Source organism: Stenotrophomonas sp. HMSC10F06 (assembly GCF_001807865.1).
In the GTDB taxonomy this organism is placed as follows: Bacteria; Pseudomonadota; Gammaproteobacteria; order Xanthomonadales; family Xanthomonadaceae; genus Stenotrophomonas; species Stenotrophomonas bentonitica_A.
The window spans coordinates 19,720-33,606 of sequence record NZ_KV791307.1 but is presented as its reverse complement, the minus strand read 5'-3'; the positions used below and the strand labels follow the sequence as shown (position 1 = coordinate 33,606).

The following is a 13,887-nucleotide window of genomic DNA, read 5'->3' as shown; positions in this document are numbered from 1 at the left end:
CCTGATCCAACGCAAGGAACCTGCCGTGAGCCAGACCGTCTACGACATCCCCGTCACCACCATCGAAGGTCAGCCGACCTCGCTGGCCGATTACCGCGGCAAGGTGCTGCTGGTGGTCAATGTCGCCTCCAAGTGCGGCCTGACCCCGCAGTACGAAGGTCTGCAGGCGCTGTACGCCGACAAGCAGGCCGCCGGCCTGGAAGTGCTGGGCTTCCCCGCCAACAACTTCCTGGCCCAGGAACCGGGCAGCGAAGCGGACATCCAGCAATTCTGCCAGCTCGAGTACAACGTCAGCTTCCCGATGTTCGCCAAGATCAGCGTGGCCGGTGAGGACACCCATCCGCTGTACCAGCAGCTGACTGCCGCGCAGCCGACCGCCACCGGCGAAGGCCCGATGCGCGAAAAGCTGCAGGGCGCCGTGGCCAAGTACCCCGAGCTGGTGGTCAATGCCGCCCCGGGCGTGCTGTGGAACTTCGAGAAGTTCCTGATCGGCCGCGACGGCCAGGTCATCGCGCGCTTCGCCCCGGACGTGCCGGCCGACGATACCCGTCTGGTGGCCGCGATCGACGCCGCGCTGGCGGCCTGATCGGCTGACGCGGGAACAAAAAAAGCCCCGCTTCGGCGGGGCTTTCTCGTGGGGGATCAGTTACCCCAGTTCGGCATCGGCATCGCATCGACCGGAATCGGGGCGTCCGGATCGTCCTTGCCGCGCGCATGCTTGCCACGCAGGTCGTTCTCGATCTGGTAGTTGCGGCGCTGCAGCCATGCATCGCGCACGAGCGAATACTCGTCCACGGCGTTGTCGCGCATGTCATCGACCGCCAGCAGCTGCGAACGCATGTCCACCAGCTGCAGGCCCTGCAGGCCGATGCGGATCTTGTCCTCTTCGATCGTGCGGATCGGCGAGAGCGGCATGTCGCCGGCCAGGCCGAACACATCGCGCACGGTACGCGGGCCGAAGAACGGCAGCTCCACGTAGCGCGAACGGCGCCAGCCCCACGTGCCCAGGGTCTGACCGAAGTCTTCCTTGCGACGCGGCACCATGGCCTTGCTGGCCGGATCGAACAGCCCGCCGATACCCAGCGTGGAGTTCATCAGGAAGCGGCCCAGGCTGTCCCAGGCATCGTCCGGACGGCCCTGCAGCAGCTGGTTGGTGATCGTCACCGGTGCGCGCAGGTTGCTGAAGAAGTTGCTCACGCCGGTGCGGGCGAAGCGCGGCACCACATTGGTGTAGGCCACCGCCAGCGGGCGTGCGACCGCACGGTCGACCACGTTGTTGAAGCTGTGCACCTTGCGGTTGAACGGTTCCCACGGATCGTACGGGGTGCCGCTGGGCTCGGTGCCATCCGCGCTCGGGGCGGGCCCGCCGTACAACGCAGCGAAGTCGTCCTCGGCGTTGGTCGGCGCGGTGCCGGCCGTGGCCGGTTCCGCCGCCGGGTCGGTACCGGCCTGCGCGGCCGGGGCCGTGCTGTCGGCGACGGCGTCGGCCGGTACCACGGGCGTGTCGGCCACATCGGCCACCGGTGCCGCCGCAGGGGCGACCTCGACGCTGACCGGTGCGCTGTCGCGTGCGGGTTTGCCGGCACAGGCGCTCAGGGCCAGCGCCAGCACGAGGAGGGGGAGGGTGCGTATGACGTTCATGTCAGCTCGCCGCAGGAAGGGCATGGAAATCCAGGGTGGGTGCCAGCCGGTAGGCGGCACTGAGGTCGGTGAAACCGTCCGGGCTGCCGATGATCGTCGGCGCGGTCCCGTTTGCACGCAGGCGTGCGGCCAGCTCGGCCAGCAGGGCCAGGCCGGCACTGTCCAGCTTGCTCACCGCCGCCAGATCCAACTGCTGCACGCCGTCCAGCGCGGCCAGCGAGGGCCACAGGGCCGTCACCGCCGCGCGGTCGAGCACCCCACTGAACACCAGCGAGGCACCGTTGCGCTGCACGCTGGCGCTGTTACTTGCCACGCGGGGCCTGCCCGGCCTGCATGCTGCCGTTGCGCAGTTCGGTGGCGACCTGCTGGATCGACTTCTGGCGCAGCGGGGCGTCGAACTGGGTCTTGAAGGTCTGCACGTAGGAAATGCCTTCGATCATCACATCGAAGATCTTCCACTGGCCGTTGACGTTGCGCATCAGGTAGTCGACCGGGGTCGGCTCGTTGCCGGCGCGGATCAGCTCGGTGGACACGCGCACGCCGCGGTTGCCCGGCAGCGGCGACTCGCTCTTCAGGCGGAAGGTCGGCTTGCCCTGGATCTCGAGCAGGGCCGAACCGTAGCGCTGCATCAGGTTGTCGGCCATCGCATCGGCGAACAGCTTGACGTCGGCATCGGAGGCGCCGCGGCCGTGCACGCCCAGCACCAGGCGGGCGGCGTAGTCGCGGTCGAAGGTCTTGTTGAGCTCGCTGTTGATGAAGTCACGCAGCACGGCCGGGTTGGCCCGGAACTCGGTGCGGCGCTGCTGCAGCGAGGTCAGGATGCGGGTGCTGGCGTCCATCACCGCCTTGCTGGCCTGGCCCTGCTGGGCGGCAGCGGCAGCGGGAGCGGCCTGGGCGAAGGAGAGCGAGGGCGTGGCGGCGAGCAGGGCCGAGGCCAGCAGCGCCGGGATCAGGGTCTTTTTCATGGTTGCGGTTCCGTTGCAGGCGCAGGCGCGCCGTTGCCATCGTGGGAGTCAGCGCCACCGGTATTGGCCGGACCGCTGAACATGTACTTGCCGACCAGCTGGAGCAGGTCCACCGCCGGCTGGGTGAAGACGATCTCGTCGCCGGACTTGAGCACATCCGGGTCACCGCCCGGCTGCAGACCGATATAGCTCTCGCCGAGCAAACCGCTGGTGAATATGCCGGCCGAGGTGTCGGCCGGCAGATCCTTGAACTTGCCGTCCAGCTTGAGGGTCACGATCGAGTCGAACTTCTGGGGATCCAGTTCGATGCCCGAGACCTGGCCGATGGTCACGCCGCCGATCTTGACCGGCGCCTGCTTGCGCAGCTGGCCGATCTGGGTGAAGCGCGCCTTGAGTTCGTAGCCGCTGCCGCCGGTGCCCCACCGTTGATTGGTGGAGGCCACGGCCAGCACCAGCAGCGAGGCCAGCGCCAGCAGCAGGAACGCGCCGACGGAAAATTCGAGTCTGGGACCGCGGATGGCCATGGGATATCTCACTGTTCTTTGTCAGGTGCCTGGACAGGTGTCCGGGCGGGAAGTCTTTGCGTACTCAAGCGGGGGTGCTGGCCAGGGACAACGGCCGTACCGACCAACGGTCGGTACCTACTGGAACATCATGGCGGACAGCACGAAGTTGAAGACCAGCACCAGCAGCGAGGCGTTGACCACCGCGCGCGTGGTGGCGACCGACGTGCCTTCGATCGTGGGTTCGGCATGGAAGCCGACATAGGAAGCGACCAGGGCCGCGGTGCCGCCGAAGATCGCCGACTTCAGCATCGCCACACCGAAGTCGTCCCAGAAGTCCACGCTGTTGCTCAGCGCCGACCAGAACACGCCGTTGTCCAGGCCGAGCACATGCACGGCCTCGAAGTAGCTGGCACTGATCGCCAGCGAGCAGAAGATGCCGGTCAGCAGCGGCACGGTCAGCACCGCCGCCCAGAAGCGCGGGGCGACGACCTTGGCCACCGGGTCGATGGCCATCAGCTCCAGCGCCTTGATCTGGTCGGTGGCGCGCATCAGGCCCAGTTCGGCGGCGATCGAGCTGCCGGCGCGGCCGATGAACAGCAGTGCGGTCAGCACCGGGGCCAGTTCGCGGTACAGCGAGAGGCCAAGCAGCGTGGACAACGCATCGGCGGCGCCGAAGGTGGTGAGCGTGCGGTAGCCCTGCAGGGTCAGCACCAGGCCCACGAACGCGCCGCCTACGGCAATGATCGGCAGCGAACGTGCGCCGATCTTGTAGATTTCGCGGGTCAGCTCGGCAAGGAAATCGGCGGTCGGCAGCGAGCCGCGCAGTACCGTCAGCGAGAACAGGCCGGCGCGACCGAGCGAGCGGGTAGCGTCAACGAACGGCATCAGGCAACCCTCGCACGTGGTGCGGCATCGAAGGGGATCGGGCCGTCCGGCTCACCATGCAGGAACTGCCGCAGCAGCGGGTCCTGGCTGGATTCAAGTGCGGCCGGGCTGCCCTGGAATACGATGCCGCCGTTGGCGATGGCGATCACCTGGTCGCAGATCGGCAGGGTCTCGTGCACGTGGTGGCTGACGATGATGCTGGTCAGCCCCAGGCTGTGGTTGAGGCGCTGGATCAGGCTCATGATCACGCCCGAGGCGATCGGGTCCAGCCCGGTCAGCGGCTCGTCGTAGATCATCAGCGGCGGGTCGAGCGCAAGCGCACGGGCCAGGGCCACACGCCGCGCCATGCCGCCGGACAGCTCGCGCGGCCAGGCATCGGCAGCGGCCAGCAGGCCCACTGCGTGCAGCTTCATATGCACCAGGCGGCGCAATACGGGCTTCGGCAGGCGGGTATGGGTGCGCAGTGGCAGGGCCACGTTCTCGGCGACGGTCAGGTCGGTCAGCAGGCCATTGCCCTGCAGCAGCACGCCCACGCTCTTGCGCATCTCCAACAGCGCGCGTGCGCCGGTCGGAATGGGCTGGCCGAACAGGGTGACCTCGCCGGCCACCGGGCGCAGCTCACCGGTCAGCGCCGCCAGCAGCGTGGACTTGCCACTGCCCGACGGGCCAAGCACGGCGGTGATGCTGCCGCGCGGAACGGTCAGCGAAACGTCGCGCAGGATCGTACGTCCGCCGCGGTCGATGCGGACGTCGGACAACTGCACCAGACTCTCTTCGGAAACCGTCATGGGCGCCATTAACAAAATTCCAACGTTGTAAGATCGTGGTGAACGGCTGAACATAACCGAACTGGACCGTGCAGTATTGTCGCACGGGCAGGTGGGAGCAGCGCCTTGGAGACCATGCCGGGGGCTGCAACACAGCGTGTCGGGCCGGTGTCGGCCGCTGTCTTTTCGGTGTCCAAGTACGCGTCGGCGCTGCGTTCGTGCGCGGGCTGCGGCACACTCCTGCGATGACCGACGCTGCTTCAGACTTCCGCCTGTACCACTCCAACTCGCTCGATGTGCTGGCCGCCCTGCTGGCCACGACGCTGCGCACGCCGGTGCCGGGCCAATCGATCCTGGTGCCGGAGGTGGTGCTGATCCCGCAGGTCGCCATGCGCCGCTGGCTGCAATCGACCCTCGCGGCCGAGTATGGCATTGCCGCCAATCTAGAGTTCCTCACGCCCGGCGAGCTGGTGGCGCGTGCCCTCAACGCCAACGTGCCCGGCGAACATGACGATCTCAATGCCGAGGGGCTGCGCTGGCGGTTGTATGCCGCCCTGCGAGACCCGGTGTTGATGGCGCAGCCGCCGATGGCGGCGCTGCAGGCGTATCTGTCCGCGGCCGATCCGCTCAAGCCATGGGCGCTGGCGGCCGAGCTGGCCTCGGTGTTCGAGAAGTACCAGGCGTGGCGTCGCGATTGGCTGCTGCGCTGGGACGCGGGCGCAGCGCCGAACGACCCGCAGGCGATCCTGTGGCGGCGCATCGCCGGCGGCGAGCAGTACCGTGCGCGCCGCATCGATGCCTACCTGGCCCGCTTCGAGGGTGCCGGGCAGCCGTTGCCGCAGGGCCTGCCGACGCGCGTGTTCGCCTTCGCCACCCTCAACATCTCCCCGGACGTGCTGCGGGTGCTGGCCACCCAGGCGCGGGTCGGCACGATGCACTTCTATCTGCCGACGCCGACCCAGGCCTATTGGGGCGATCTGCAGACCCTGGGCGAGAAGCTGCGCAGCGGCGCGCCCGATCCGTTCGGGGAGGCGGCGGGCGAGAACCGCCTGCTGCAGGCCTGGGGCGCGGCGGGTCGCGATTTCATGGCGGTGCTGGGCAGCTACGAGGTCGTGCACCCCTCCGGTGAGATCGCCGCGTACGACGATCCCGAAGAGGATGCGCGCCCGGACATGGCCGACGGCGGGCTGTCCGACAGCCTGCTGCACCGCCTGCAGCGCGATCTGTTCCACCGCCGCGGGCAGCCGGCGGGGGAGCTGCGCGAGGGGCTGCGCTACGACGACCCCAGCCTGCAGGTGCATGCCTGCCACACCCGCCTGCGCGAACTGCAGGTGCTGCATGACCAGCTGCGCGGCCTGCTGCAGGATCCGCGCTTCGATCCGCCGCTGCAGGCGCGCGACATCGCGGTGCTGGCACCGGACATCGATCCCTACGTGCCATACCTGGAAGCGGTGTTCGGCGGCCGCAGCGGCGGCGATGACCACATTCCCTATGCGCTGGCCGATACCAGCCCGCTGGCCGGCGAGCCGTTGGCCGATGTGTTCGTGCACCTGCTCGGGCTGCCGGTCTCGCGCTTCGGATTGAACGAAGTGCTCGATCTGCTCGCCAGTGCACCGTTGGCGGACGCCGCCGGCCTCGATGCCGTGGCGTTCGACCGCCTGCACGACTGGCTGCAGGCCGCCGGCGCGCGCTGGGGGCTGGATGCGGCCCATCGCGGCCAGCATAAGGCCCCGGTGGACGATGCGTTTACCTGGCAGTTCGCGCTGGATCGCCTGCTGCTTGGCCACGCCAGCGGCAGCGACGGCGATATCGCCGGGGTCGCGCCATGGCCGGAGCTGGAAGGCAGTGCGCTGGACGCGCTGGACCGCCTGCTCGGCCTGCTGCGCGTGCTGGCGCGCTACCAGCGGGCGCTCGGTGAGGCCATGTCGCCCGGGCAGTGGCGGCAGCGCCTGCTGGCCCTGCTCGATGCGCTGCTGCCCGAACCGCCGCAGGCGGCCAGCAGCCAGCGCGCGCTGGAGCGCCTGCGCAAACTGATCAACGAGTTCGCCCGCGATGCGGAGACCGCCGGCTTCGAGGGCGACGTGCCACCGGAGGTGCTGCGCGCCCATTTCGCCGGCGTGCTCGCCCAGGCCGATACGCGTGCACCGCTGTTGACCGGTGGCGTCAGCTTCGGCCGGATGGTGCCGATGCGCCTGCTGCCGTTCCGGGTGATCTGCGTGCTTGGCCTGAACGATGGCGACTTCCCGCGCCGCGATCCGGCCGCCGGCCTCAACCAGCTCACCGCCGAGCTGGGCACCGACAAGCGCCGGCATGGCGACCGCTCGCTGCGCGAGGATGATCGCTTCCTGTTCCTGCAGCTGTTCGCCTCGGCGCAGGACGTGTTCTACCTGAGTTATCTGGGCGCCGATCCGCGCGATGGCAGCGTGCGCGAACCCTCGGTGCTGGTCAGCGAGCTGATCGATGCCGCGGCCGAGTACCACCTGGATCCCCCGGCGGCGGCGCGCAGGATGACCGTGCGCCATTCACTGCAGCCGTTCGCTCCGGCCGCGTTCGGCGGGGGCGAGGAGCCACGGCGTTTCAGCTATCGCCGCCAATGGCACCCCGCCGCCGGCTCGCTCGGCGGTGCACGTCGCGCGCTGGCGCCGTGGTTCGCCACGCCGCTGCCGCCGATGGAGAGCAGCGCTGCCGAGCCGGAACTGAGCGTGGATGCGCTGCGTCGTTTCCTCACCGATCCGGCCAGCCAGTTCCTCTCGCAACGGCTCGGCCTGCGCCTGCCCGATGACGTGGACAACGGCGACGACGTCGAGCCGCTGGTGATGGCCGCGCGCGGCGGTGACACGGTGCTGCTGCAGCAGGCCGTGATCGAGGCCACCCTTGGGCAGGACGACACGCCGCTGTACCCACGGCTGCGTGCGCGGGCGCTGCTGCCCTCCGGCGCCCTGGGCGAACGGCAGTTCGCGCTGCTGCAGGCCCAGACCGAGCCTTACGCGCAGGCGCTGGCCCAGTGGCAGGCCGGTACCACGGCCGACAGCCGCCGCTACGAAGTGGATATCGACGGGGTTCGCCTGCACGGCCGCGTGGACGGAGTACATCCGCACGGGTTGGTGCGCCTGCGCCCGGGTCCGCTCAACGGTCGTGCCGCGATCCGCCAGGGCCTGGACTGGCTGCTGGCCAATGCCGCCGGCGATGTCTTGCCCCTGGTGCAGTTCCACGAGGCAGGCGATGACGGGCTGGGTCCGCACACGCTGCCGCCGCTGGGCGCCGAGCGCGCGCAGCAGGTGCTGCGTCGCCTGCTGCAGCTGCGCAGCGAAGGGCTGCGCGCGCCGCTGCTGTACGGCCCGTCCACCGGCTGGGTGCTTTACACCGCCGCCGAGGCCAGGCGCGAGGCCGAGGGCCGCGCCAAGTGGCACGGCAGCGACCGCACCTGGGGCGAGTCCACCGGCGCCGGCTACCAGCTCGCGCTGCGCGGCCACGACCCCTTCGCCAGTGCCGACAGTTACCGGCAACTGCTGCACAACAGCTTCGTGGTGTTCACCGCGGTGCGCGAAGGCCGGGTGTTCCCAGGCTTTGACGAGCAAGGAGCCCTGCGATGACCGACCACGACCTGCTTAACGATCCCTACCTGGCGCTGCCGCTGGACGGCGTGCGCCTGATCGAGGCCAGCGCCGGCACCGGCAAGACCTTCACCCTGGCCACGCTGTTCACCCGGCTGGTGGTGGAGAAGGGCTGGCGCATCGGCCAGATCCTGGCCGTCACCTTCACCGATGCCGCGACGCAGGAACTGCGCAAGCGCATCCGCGAACGGCTGGCCCTGGCCGCACAGCTGGTCGAGCGGGTGCCGACCGATCAGGACACTCCCGATGTCGCGTTGACCCGGGTGATCCTGCAACGCCAGCTCGCCCTCGGTGAAGAGACACCCGCCGCGCTGGCACGCCGGCTCCAAACCGCCGCCGACGAGATCGACCTCGCCTCGATCTTCACGATCCACGGCTTCTGCACCCGGGTACTGCGCGAACATGCGCTGGAGAGCGGGCATACCTTCGATCCGCCGACCCTGCTGCCAAGCGAACGCGAGCTGCACGAAGAACTGGCCGCCGACCTGTGGCGCGTGCACGCCAACGACCCCGCCACGGTCGATGCGCTGACCTGGCTGTGGTCCTCCCCCGAGGCGCTGGCAGGCGATCTGTCCACGCTGATCAAGCCGTTGCCGCTGCTGCCAGCGCGGCCCACGCGTACCTTCGACGATCCCGCCCCGCAACTGCGGCTCACCGCGGCTGCGTTGGCCGAGGCGATCCAGACGCACGTCGAAGACGCCCAGGCGCAGATCGCCGTGGCCTTCGACCGCAAGATCTTCGACGGCCGTCGTGCCAAACGGCCGAGTTTCGACAAGGCCTTCGGCGAGCTGTTCGCCGGCCGCAGCGCGCAGCACTGGCCGCGCGGCGACAAGAGCCACCTGGGCAAGCTGCTGCCAGTGCAGCTGCTGGCCTTCTGCAAGGACGGCATGGACGGCCAGTGCCCGGCCTCGCCACTGTTCGATGCGTTGCAGGCCTGGTGGCATGCCGCCGATGCGCGCGAGCAGTGGCTGCGCCAGCAGGCCACCGCCTTCCTGCATGACCTGCGCGACGAAGCGCGTGCGCGCTTGGCCGAGCTCAAGCGGATCGGCCGCGTGCAGACCTACGATGACCTGATCGATGGCGTTGCCGATGCCCTGGAAGGCCCGCACCGCGCCACCCTGGTGCAGCAGCTGCGCGCGCAGTATGCGATCGCGCTGGTGGATGAGTTCCAGGATACCGATGACCGCCAGTGGGGCATTTTCCAGCGTGTGTTTGGCGACTCGGAGGAGACCCGGGACGCGGGCCTGGCACCGGCGCTGTTCCTGATCGGCGACCCCAAGCAGGCGATCTACGGCTTCCGCGGCGGCGATATCCACACCTATCTCAAGGCCAAGCGCCAGGCCGATGCCGCGCCCGCGCTGGACCGCAATTTCCGCTCGCGTCCGGCGGTGCTGCACGCGATCGAAGCGCTGTACGCCAACGCCGGTGAGCGCGCCTTCCTCGAAGCCGACATCGCCTTCGAACCGGTGCACCCCGGCAGCACCCGGATGGATGCGGATTTCCTGCGCGACGGTATCCCCGCACCTGGCCTGACCGTGCGCGTGCTGCACAACACCGAGGGCGGCGACCTCAAGGCCGATCCGTCGCGGCAGCAGGCCAGTGATGCCTGTGTGGCCGCGATCCACCAGATCCTCAGCGAAGCCCGGCAAGGGCGCGCGCTGCTGCGCGACGTGCCCGTACAACCCGGCGACATCGCGGTGCTGGTGCGCTCGCACAAGGAGGCCACGCGCATCCAGCAGGCGCTCGGTGCGGTAGGCATTCCCGCCGTCGCTGCGGGCAAGCAGAGCCTGTATGCCACGCCCGAAGCGCACGACCTGCGCCTGTTGCTGCTGGCGCTGCTGCAGCCGGCCGACGAAGGGCGGCTGCGCGCCGCACTGTCGACCGTGCTGCTCGGCGAAGATGCCGGGGCGATCGATGCGCTGGAGCGCGAAGGCGATGCGCAGCGCTCCTTCCAGGTGCGGCTGCTGGAATGGCGTGAGCGCTGGCAGCGCGGCGGCCCGTTCGCGGTGATCGCCGATCTCTGCGCCGAACACGCCGAGCGCCTGCTGGGCCTGCTGGATGGCGAGCGCCGCCTGACCAACTACCTGCAGCTGGGTGAACTGCTGCAGCAGGCGGCCGGGCAGACGCTGGGCATGCACGGCCTGCTCGACTGGCTGCAGGTGCAGATGGCGCATGCCGACCAGAACGACGAACAGCAGCTGCTGCGCCTGGAATCGGATGCGCGCCGCGTGCAGATCATCACCCTGCACAAGAGCAAGGGGCTGGAGTATCCGCTGGTGTTCCTGCCGTTCGTCGGCATCGGGGGGGGCGCACCGAACACCGAGGCCAACTGCACGGTGTACGCCAACGGCCGCCGCGAGCTGCACTGGAAACTGGACAAGGACGACAGCTGGAATGCGGCCAGCACGCGCAGCACCCAGGAACAGGACGCCGAAGACGCGCGCCTGCTCTACGTCGGGTTGACCCGGGCCGAGCACGCGCTGTGGATCGCCGCCGGTGATCTGGCCGGGCTGGCGAAGACCCGCCTGGCACCGATGCTGTCGGACCTGGAAGCGCTGCGTGCGCATCCGGACATCGCCGTGATCGAGGGCCCGGTGGAACCCCGCCCGGCGCAGCTCGCCTTCGAGCGCGACGGCGAACTGCCACCGGTCCGCGCGCTGACCCGCCGCGTGCCGCACGACTGGTGGGTGTACAGCTTCACCCAGCTGGCGCATGCCGACGCGGGCCACGACACCGATGCGGCCGCGACCGAAGTGCCGGCACCCGCAGCCGATGAGCCGGCCGGCGTGGACCTCAGCCTGGAAGCAGAACAACCGGCCGTGGCCAGCGAAGAGAGCGACCCGCGCTTCATGGGCAGCCGCTTCGGCAACGTGCTGCACGATGCGCTGGAAAACACCGACTTCGCGCAGTGGGGCGGCTGGCAGGCCGGCGAGACCGCACCCGGCGAGGAAGCCGAGGTCCTGCGCGCCTCGCTGCGCGCGGAAGGCTATGCCGAGGAAGACCTGGACGATGGCGTGGCCATGCTGACCGGGCTGGTCGGCCAGACCCTGACCGTGCCCCTGCCGGAAGGCGGCGCACTGCACGACCTGCCGGCCGATGCACGCCGTGCCGAGATCGAATTCCACTTCGCGATGCAGCCGACCGCCGTTCCAGCGCTGCTGAGCCTGCTGCACGCGCACGGGCTGGTGCGTGACCGCCATGGCTTCGGCACCCGCCGGCGGCTGGAGGGGCTGATGACGGGCAAGATCGATCTCACCTACGTGCGTGCGGACCGCTGGTACGTGCTCGACTACAAATCCAATCGCCTGCCCGGCTACGACGCGGCCCGGCTGGCCAGCGCCATGCAGCACAGCGAATACGACCTGCAGGCGCTGATCTACACCGTCGCGTTGCACCGCTGGCTGCGCTTCCGGCTGGGCGCGCAGTACGACTATGCGCGCGACATGGGCGGTATCCGCTATCTGTTCTGCCGCGGCCTGGATGCCCGCCGCGACGACAGCCCGGGCCTGTATGCGCATCGCTTCGATCCGGCCCTGGTCGATGCGCTGGATGCCCTGTTCGCCGGGGGCGAACATGCCCAGGCACGCATGGCCGCGCGCGCACGGGGGGAGGCATGAGCCTGCTCACCACGCTCTACCGTGGCAACGTGCTTCGCACGCTCGACCATGCGCTGGCGCAGAGCCTGCGCAGGTTGCGCCCTGACACGCCCGACGCGGTGCTGGTCGGCGCCGCACTGGCCTCGCTGGCGGTCTCGGAAGGACACGCCGGCCTGGATCCGACCCAGCCGCAGCGCCTGATCGAGGTCGATGTCGACTGGCCGGCACCCGAGGCGTGGTTGGCGCAGCTGCGGGCGTCGCCGTGGGTGGAGGTACCCGGCGCGGAGGACGTGGTCGCTGGCGATGCACCGCTGGTGCTGGAGAACGGCCTGCTCTATCTGCGTCGCTACCGCGAATACGAACGTCGGCTTGCCGAGGGCCTGCAGCGCATCGCCACGCATCCGCTGCCCGACGCCGATCCCGGCACCCTGGCCACGCTGTTCGGCCAACTGTTCCCGCAGGCCCACGATGGGGTCGATCACCAGGCCCGCGCCGCGGCCGTCGCGCTGCGCCATCCACTGGTGCTGGTGACCGGCGGCCCCGGCACCGGCAAGACCACTACCATCGCGCGGCTGCTGGTGCTGCTTGCCGCACAGGCGGTGCAGGCCGACCAGGCATTGCCACGGGTCGCGCTCGCCGCGCCCACCGGCCGCGCCGCCGAGCGCATGGCCGAGAGCCTGCGCCTTGCCGTGCAGCGGCTGCGCCTGGTGGGCATCGCACCGGCGCTGTGCGACGCGATGCCGAGCACCGGCACCACCCTGCATCGCCTGCTCGGGGTGATCCCGGATTCGCCACGCTTCCGCCATCACGCCGACAACCCGCTGCCGTACGACGTGGTGGTGGTGGACGAGGCCTCGATGATCGACCTGCCACTGATGACCAAGCTGGTCGAGGCGGTGGCCGATGGCACCCGGCTGGTGCTGCTTGGGGATCCGGACCAGCTGCCCTCGGTGGAAGCCGGCGATGTGCTCAGCGCGATCCTGCGTGCCAGCGGCGATGGCCTGGGTACCCAGGCTGACGATGCCCAGGCGCTGCGCGTGCTGCTTGCTGCCGATGCGTTGCAACCGCTGGCACCGCCACGCCGGTTCGCCGGCCGGCGCGTGCAGCTGCAGCGGGGCTACCGGCAGACCGACGCGCTCGATCTGGCACCGCTGGCGCATGCCGTGCGCGACGGCAACAGCGCCACCGCGCTGGCACTGCTGAGGACGGGCACGCTGGCCGGTGTGCACTTCCACGAAGACCAGAGCGATCCGCTGCAGCATCACCGCGAGCAGCTGCTCGGGCATTGGCGCGGCCTCGGCGAAGCCGCCGATCCCGGCGTTGCGCTGGCCAATGCCGGCCGCATCCGCCTGCTCACCGCCGTGCGCGAAGGCCCACAGGGCGCGCGCGGGCTCAATGCCCGCATCGAAGCGCTGCTGGCCGGTGTGCCGCGGCCGGGCATGGCGCCGGGTTACTTCCACGGCCGGCTGCTCCTGATCACCGAGAACAGCTACCGGCACCGCCTGTTCAACGGCGACATCGGCATCTGCCTGATCGATCGCCACGGCAGCGTGACCGCGTGGTTCCCGGGCGAAACGCCGGATCAACCACGTGGCTTCCACCCGGGTGCATTGCCGGCGCACGAAAGCGCGTTCGCGATGACCGTGCACAAGGCACAGGGCTCGGAGTTCGATGAGGTCTGGTTGCAGCTGCCGCGACGCGACAATCGCGTGCTGTCGCGCGAGCTGATCTATACCGGCATGACCCGCGCGCGGCAGGCGCTGCATGTGCTCGGCAGTGCGGAGGTGCTGGAGGCCGCATTGGCGCGGCACGCCAGCCGGCTGTCGGGTCTGGCTGCTCGCCTGCAGGGCGGCGAGGGGAACGCAGTGGCCGACGCCGTCGTGACGGCGCCGGCCCAAGGGCAGTTGTTCTAG

10 protein-coding genes are annotated in these 13,887 nt (G+C 69.7%); 4 read left to right on the top strand and 6 right to left on the bottom strand.

What is annotated here, in order from left to right; genetic code table 11:
• The first annotated feature begins 25 nt into the window (after positions 1-25).
• A complete protein-coding gene (locus HMPREF3113_RS16785) occupies positions 26-586 on the top strand; it encodes a glutathione peroxidase (protein ID WP_070474157.1) in 561 nt (186 codons plus the stop codon).
• A 56-nt stretch (positions 587-642) separates the two neighbouring features.
• Here the strand turns inward: HMPREF3113_RS16785 and HMPREF3113_RS16780 are convergent, their stop codons facing one another.
• The 6 genes from HMPREF3113_RS16780 to HMPREF3113_RS16755 form a co-directional block, all read right to left on the bottom strand.
• Positions 643-1,641, bottom strand: coding sequence for an MlaA family lipoprotein (locus tag HMPREF3113_RS16780; protein WP_070474156.1), 999 nt, complete (start codon positions 1,639-1,641; stop codon positions 643-645).
• Position 1,642: 1 nt separating this feature from the next.
• Positions 1,643-1,954, bottom strand: a complete 312-nt coding sequence (locus HMPREF3113_RS16775) for an STAS domain-containing protein (protein ID WP_070474155.1) — start codon at positions 1,952-1,954, stop codon at positions 1,643-1,645.
• Positions 1,944-2,606 carry an MlaC/ttg2D family ABC transporter substrate-binding protein gene (locus HMPREF3113_RS16770; RefSeq protein WP_019183995.1) on the bottom strand — a complete coding sequence of 221 codons (663 nt, stop codon included), beginning with the start codon at positions 2,604-2,606 and terminating at the stop codon, positions 1,944-1,946. Before HMPREF3113_RS16770 ends, HMPREF3113_RS16775 begins: the two co-directional genes overlap by 11 nt.
• Positions 2,603-3,130 carry an outer membrane lipid asymmetry maintenance protein MlaD gene (gene mlaD, locus HMPREF3113_RS16765; RefSeq protein WP_019183994.1) on the bottom strand — a complete coding sequence of 176 codons (528 nt, stop codon included), beginning with the start codon at positions 3,128-3,130 and terminating at the stop codon, positions 2,603-2,605. The genes HMPREF3113_RS16770 and mlaD overlap by 4 nt, the downstream gene beginning before the upstream one ends.
• Positions 3,131-3,247: 117 nt before the next feature.
• On the bottom strand, positions 3,248-3,997 hold the full coding sequence (locus tag HMPREF3113_RS16760; RefSeq protein ID WP_019183993.1) for an MlaE family lipid ABC transporter permease subunit: 750 nt from the start codon (positions 3,995-3,997) through the stop codon (positions 3,248-3,250).
• Positions 3,997-4,785 carry an ABC transporter ATP-binding protein gene (locus HMPREF3113_RS16755; protein ID WP_070474222.1) on the bottom strand — a complete coding sequence of 263 codons (789 nt, stop codon included), beginning with the start codon at positions 4,783-4,785 and terminating at the stop codon, positions 3,997-3,999. The genes HMPREF3113_RS16760 and HMPREF3113_RS16755 overlap by 1 nt, the downstream gene beginning before the upstream one ends.
• Positions 4,786-5,009: 224 nt before the next feature.
• On the opposite strand from HMPREF3113_RS16755, the gene recC reads away from it, so the two are divergent.
• From recC to recD, 3 genes are read left to right on the top strand one after another with little or no spacing between them, the layout of a single operon-like run.
• The gene (gene recC, locus HMPREF3113_RS16750) at positions 5,010-8,357 is read left to right on the top strand and encodes an exodeoxyribonuclease V subunit gamma (RefSeq protein ID WP_070474153.1); all 3,348 of its coding nucleotides are present in this window, start codon (positions 5,010-5,012) and stop codon (positions 8,355-8,357) included.
• Positions 8,354-11,995, top strand: coding sequence for an exodeoxyribonuclease V subunit beta (gene recB, locus HMPREF3113_RS16745; RefSeq protein ID WP_070474151.1), 3,642 nt, complete (start codon positions 8,354-8,356; stop codon positions 11,993-11,995). Before recC ends, recB begins: the two co-directional genes overlap by 4 nt.
• Positions 11,992-13,887: an exodeoxyribonuclease V subunit alpha gene (gene recD, locus HMPREF3113_RS16740; RefSeq protein ID WP_070474148.1), complete on the top strand. Its 1,896-nt coding sequence runs from the start codon at positions 11,992-11,994 to the stop codon at positions 13,885-13,887. The genes recB and recD overlap by 4 nt, the downstream gene beginning before the upstream one ends.

Coding starts and splice junctions, on each gene's coding strand:
- mlaD (WP_019183994.1), bottom strand. CDS start 3,130: ATGGCCATCCGCGGTCCCAGACTCGAATTTTCCGTCGGCGCGTTCCTG.
- recB (WP_070474151.1), top strand. CDS start 8,354: ATGACCGACCACGACCTGCTTAACGATCCCTACCTGGCGCTGCCGCTG.
- recD (WP_070474148.1), top strand. CDS start 11,992: ATGAGCCTGCTCACCACGCTCTACCGTGGCAACGTGCTTCGCACGCTC.
- HMPREF3113_RS16770 (WP_019183995.1), bottom strand. CDS start 2,606: ATGAAAAAGACCCTGATCCCGGCGCTGCTGGCCTCGGCCCTGCTCGCC.
- recC (WP_070474153.1), top strand. CDS start 5,010: ATGACCGACGCTGCTTCAGACTTCCGCCTGTACCACTCCAACTCGCTC.
- HMPREF3113_RS16755 (WP_070474222.1), bottom strand. CDS start 4,785: ATGACGGTTTCCGAAGAGAGTCTGGTGCAGTTGTCCGACGTCCGCATC.
- HMPREF3113_RS16780 (WP_070474156.1), bottom strand. CDS start 1,641: ATGAACGTCATACGCACCCTCCCCCTCCTCGTGCTGGCGCTGGCCCTG.
- HMPREF3113_RS16760 (WP_019183993.1), bottom strand. CDS start 3,997: ATGCCGTTCGTTGACGCTACCCGCTCGCTCGGTCGCGCCGGCCTGTTC.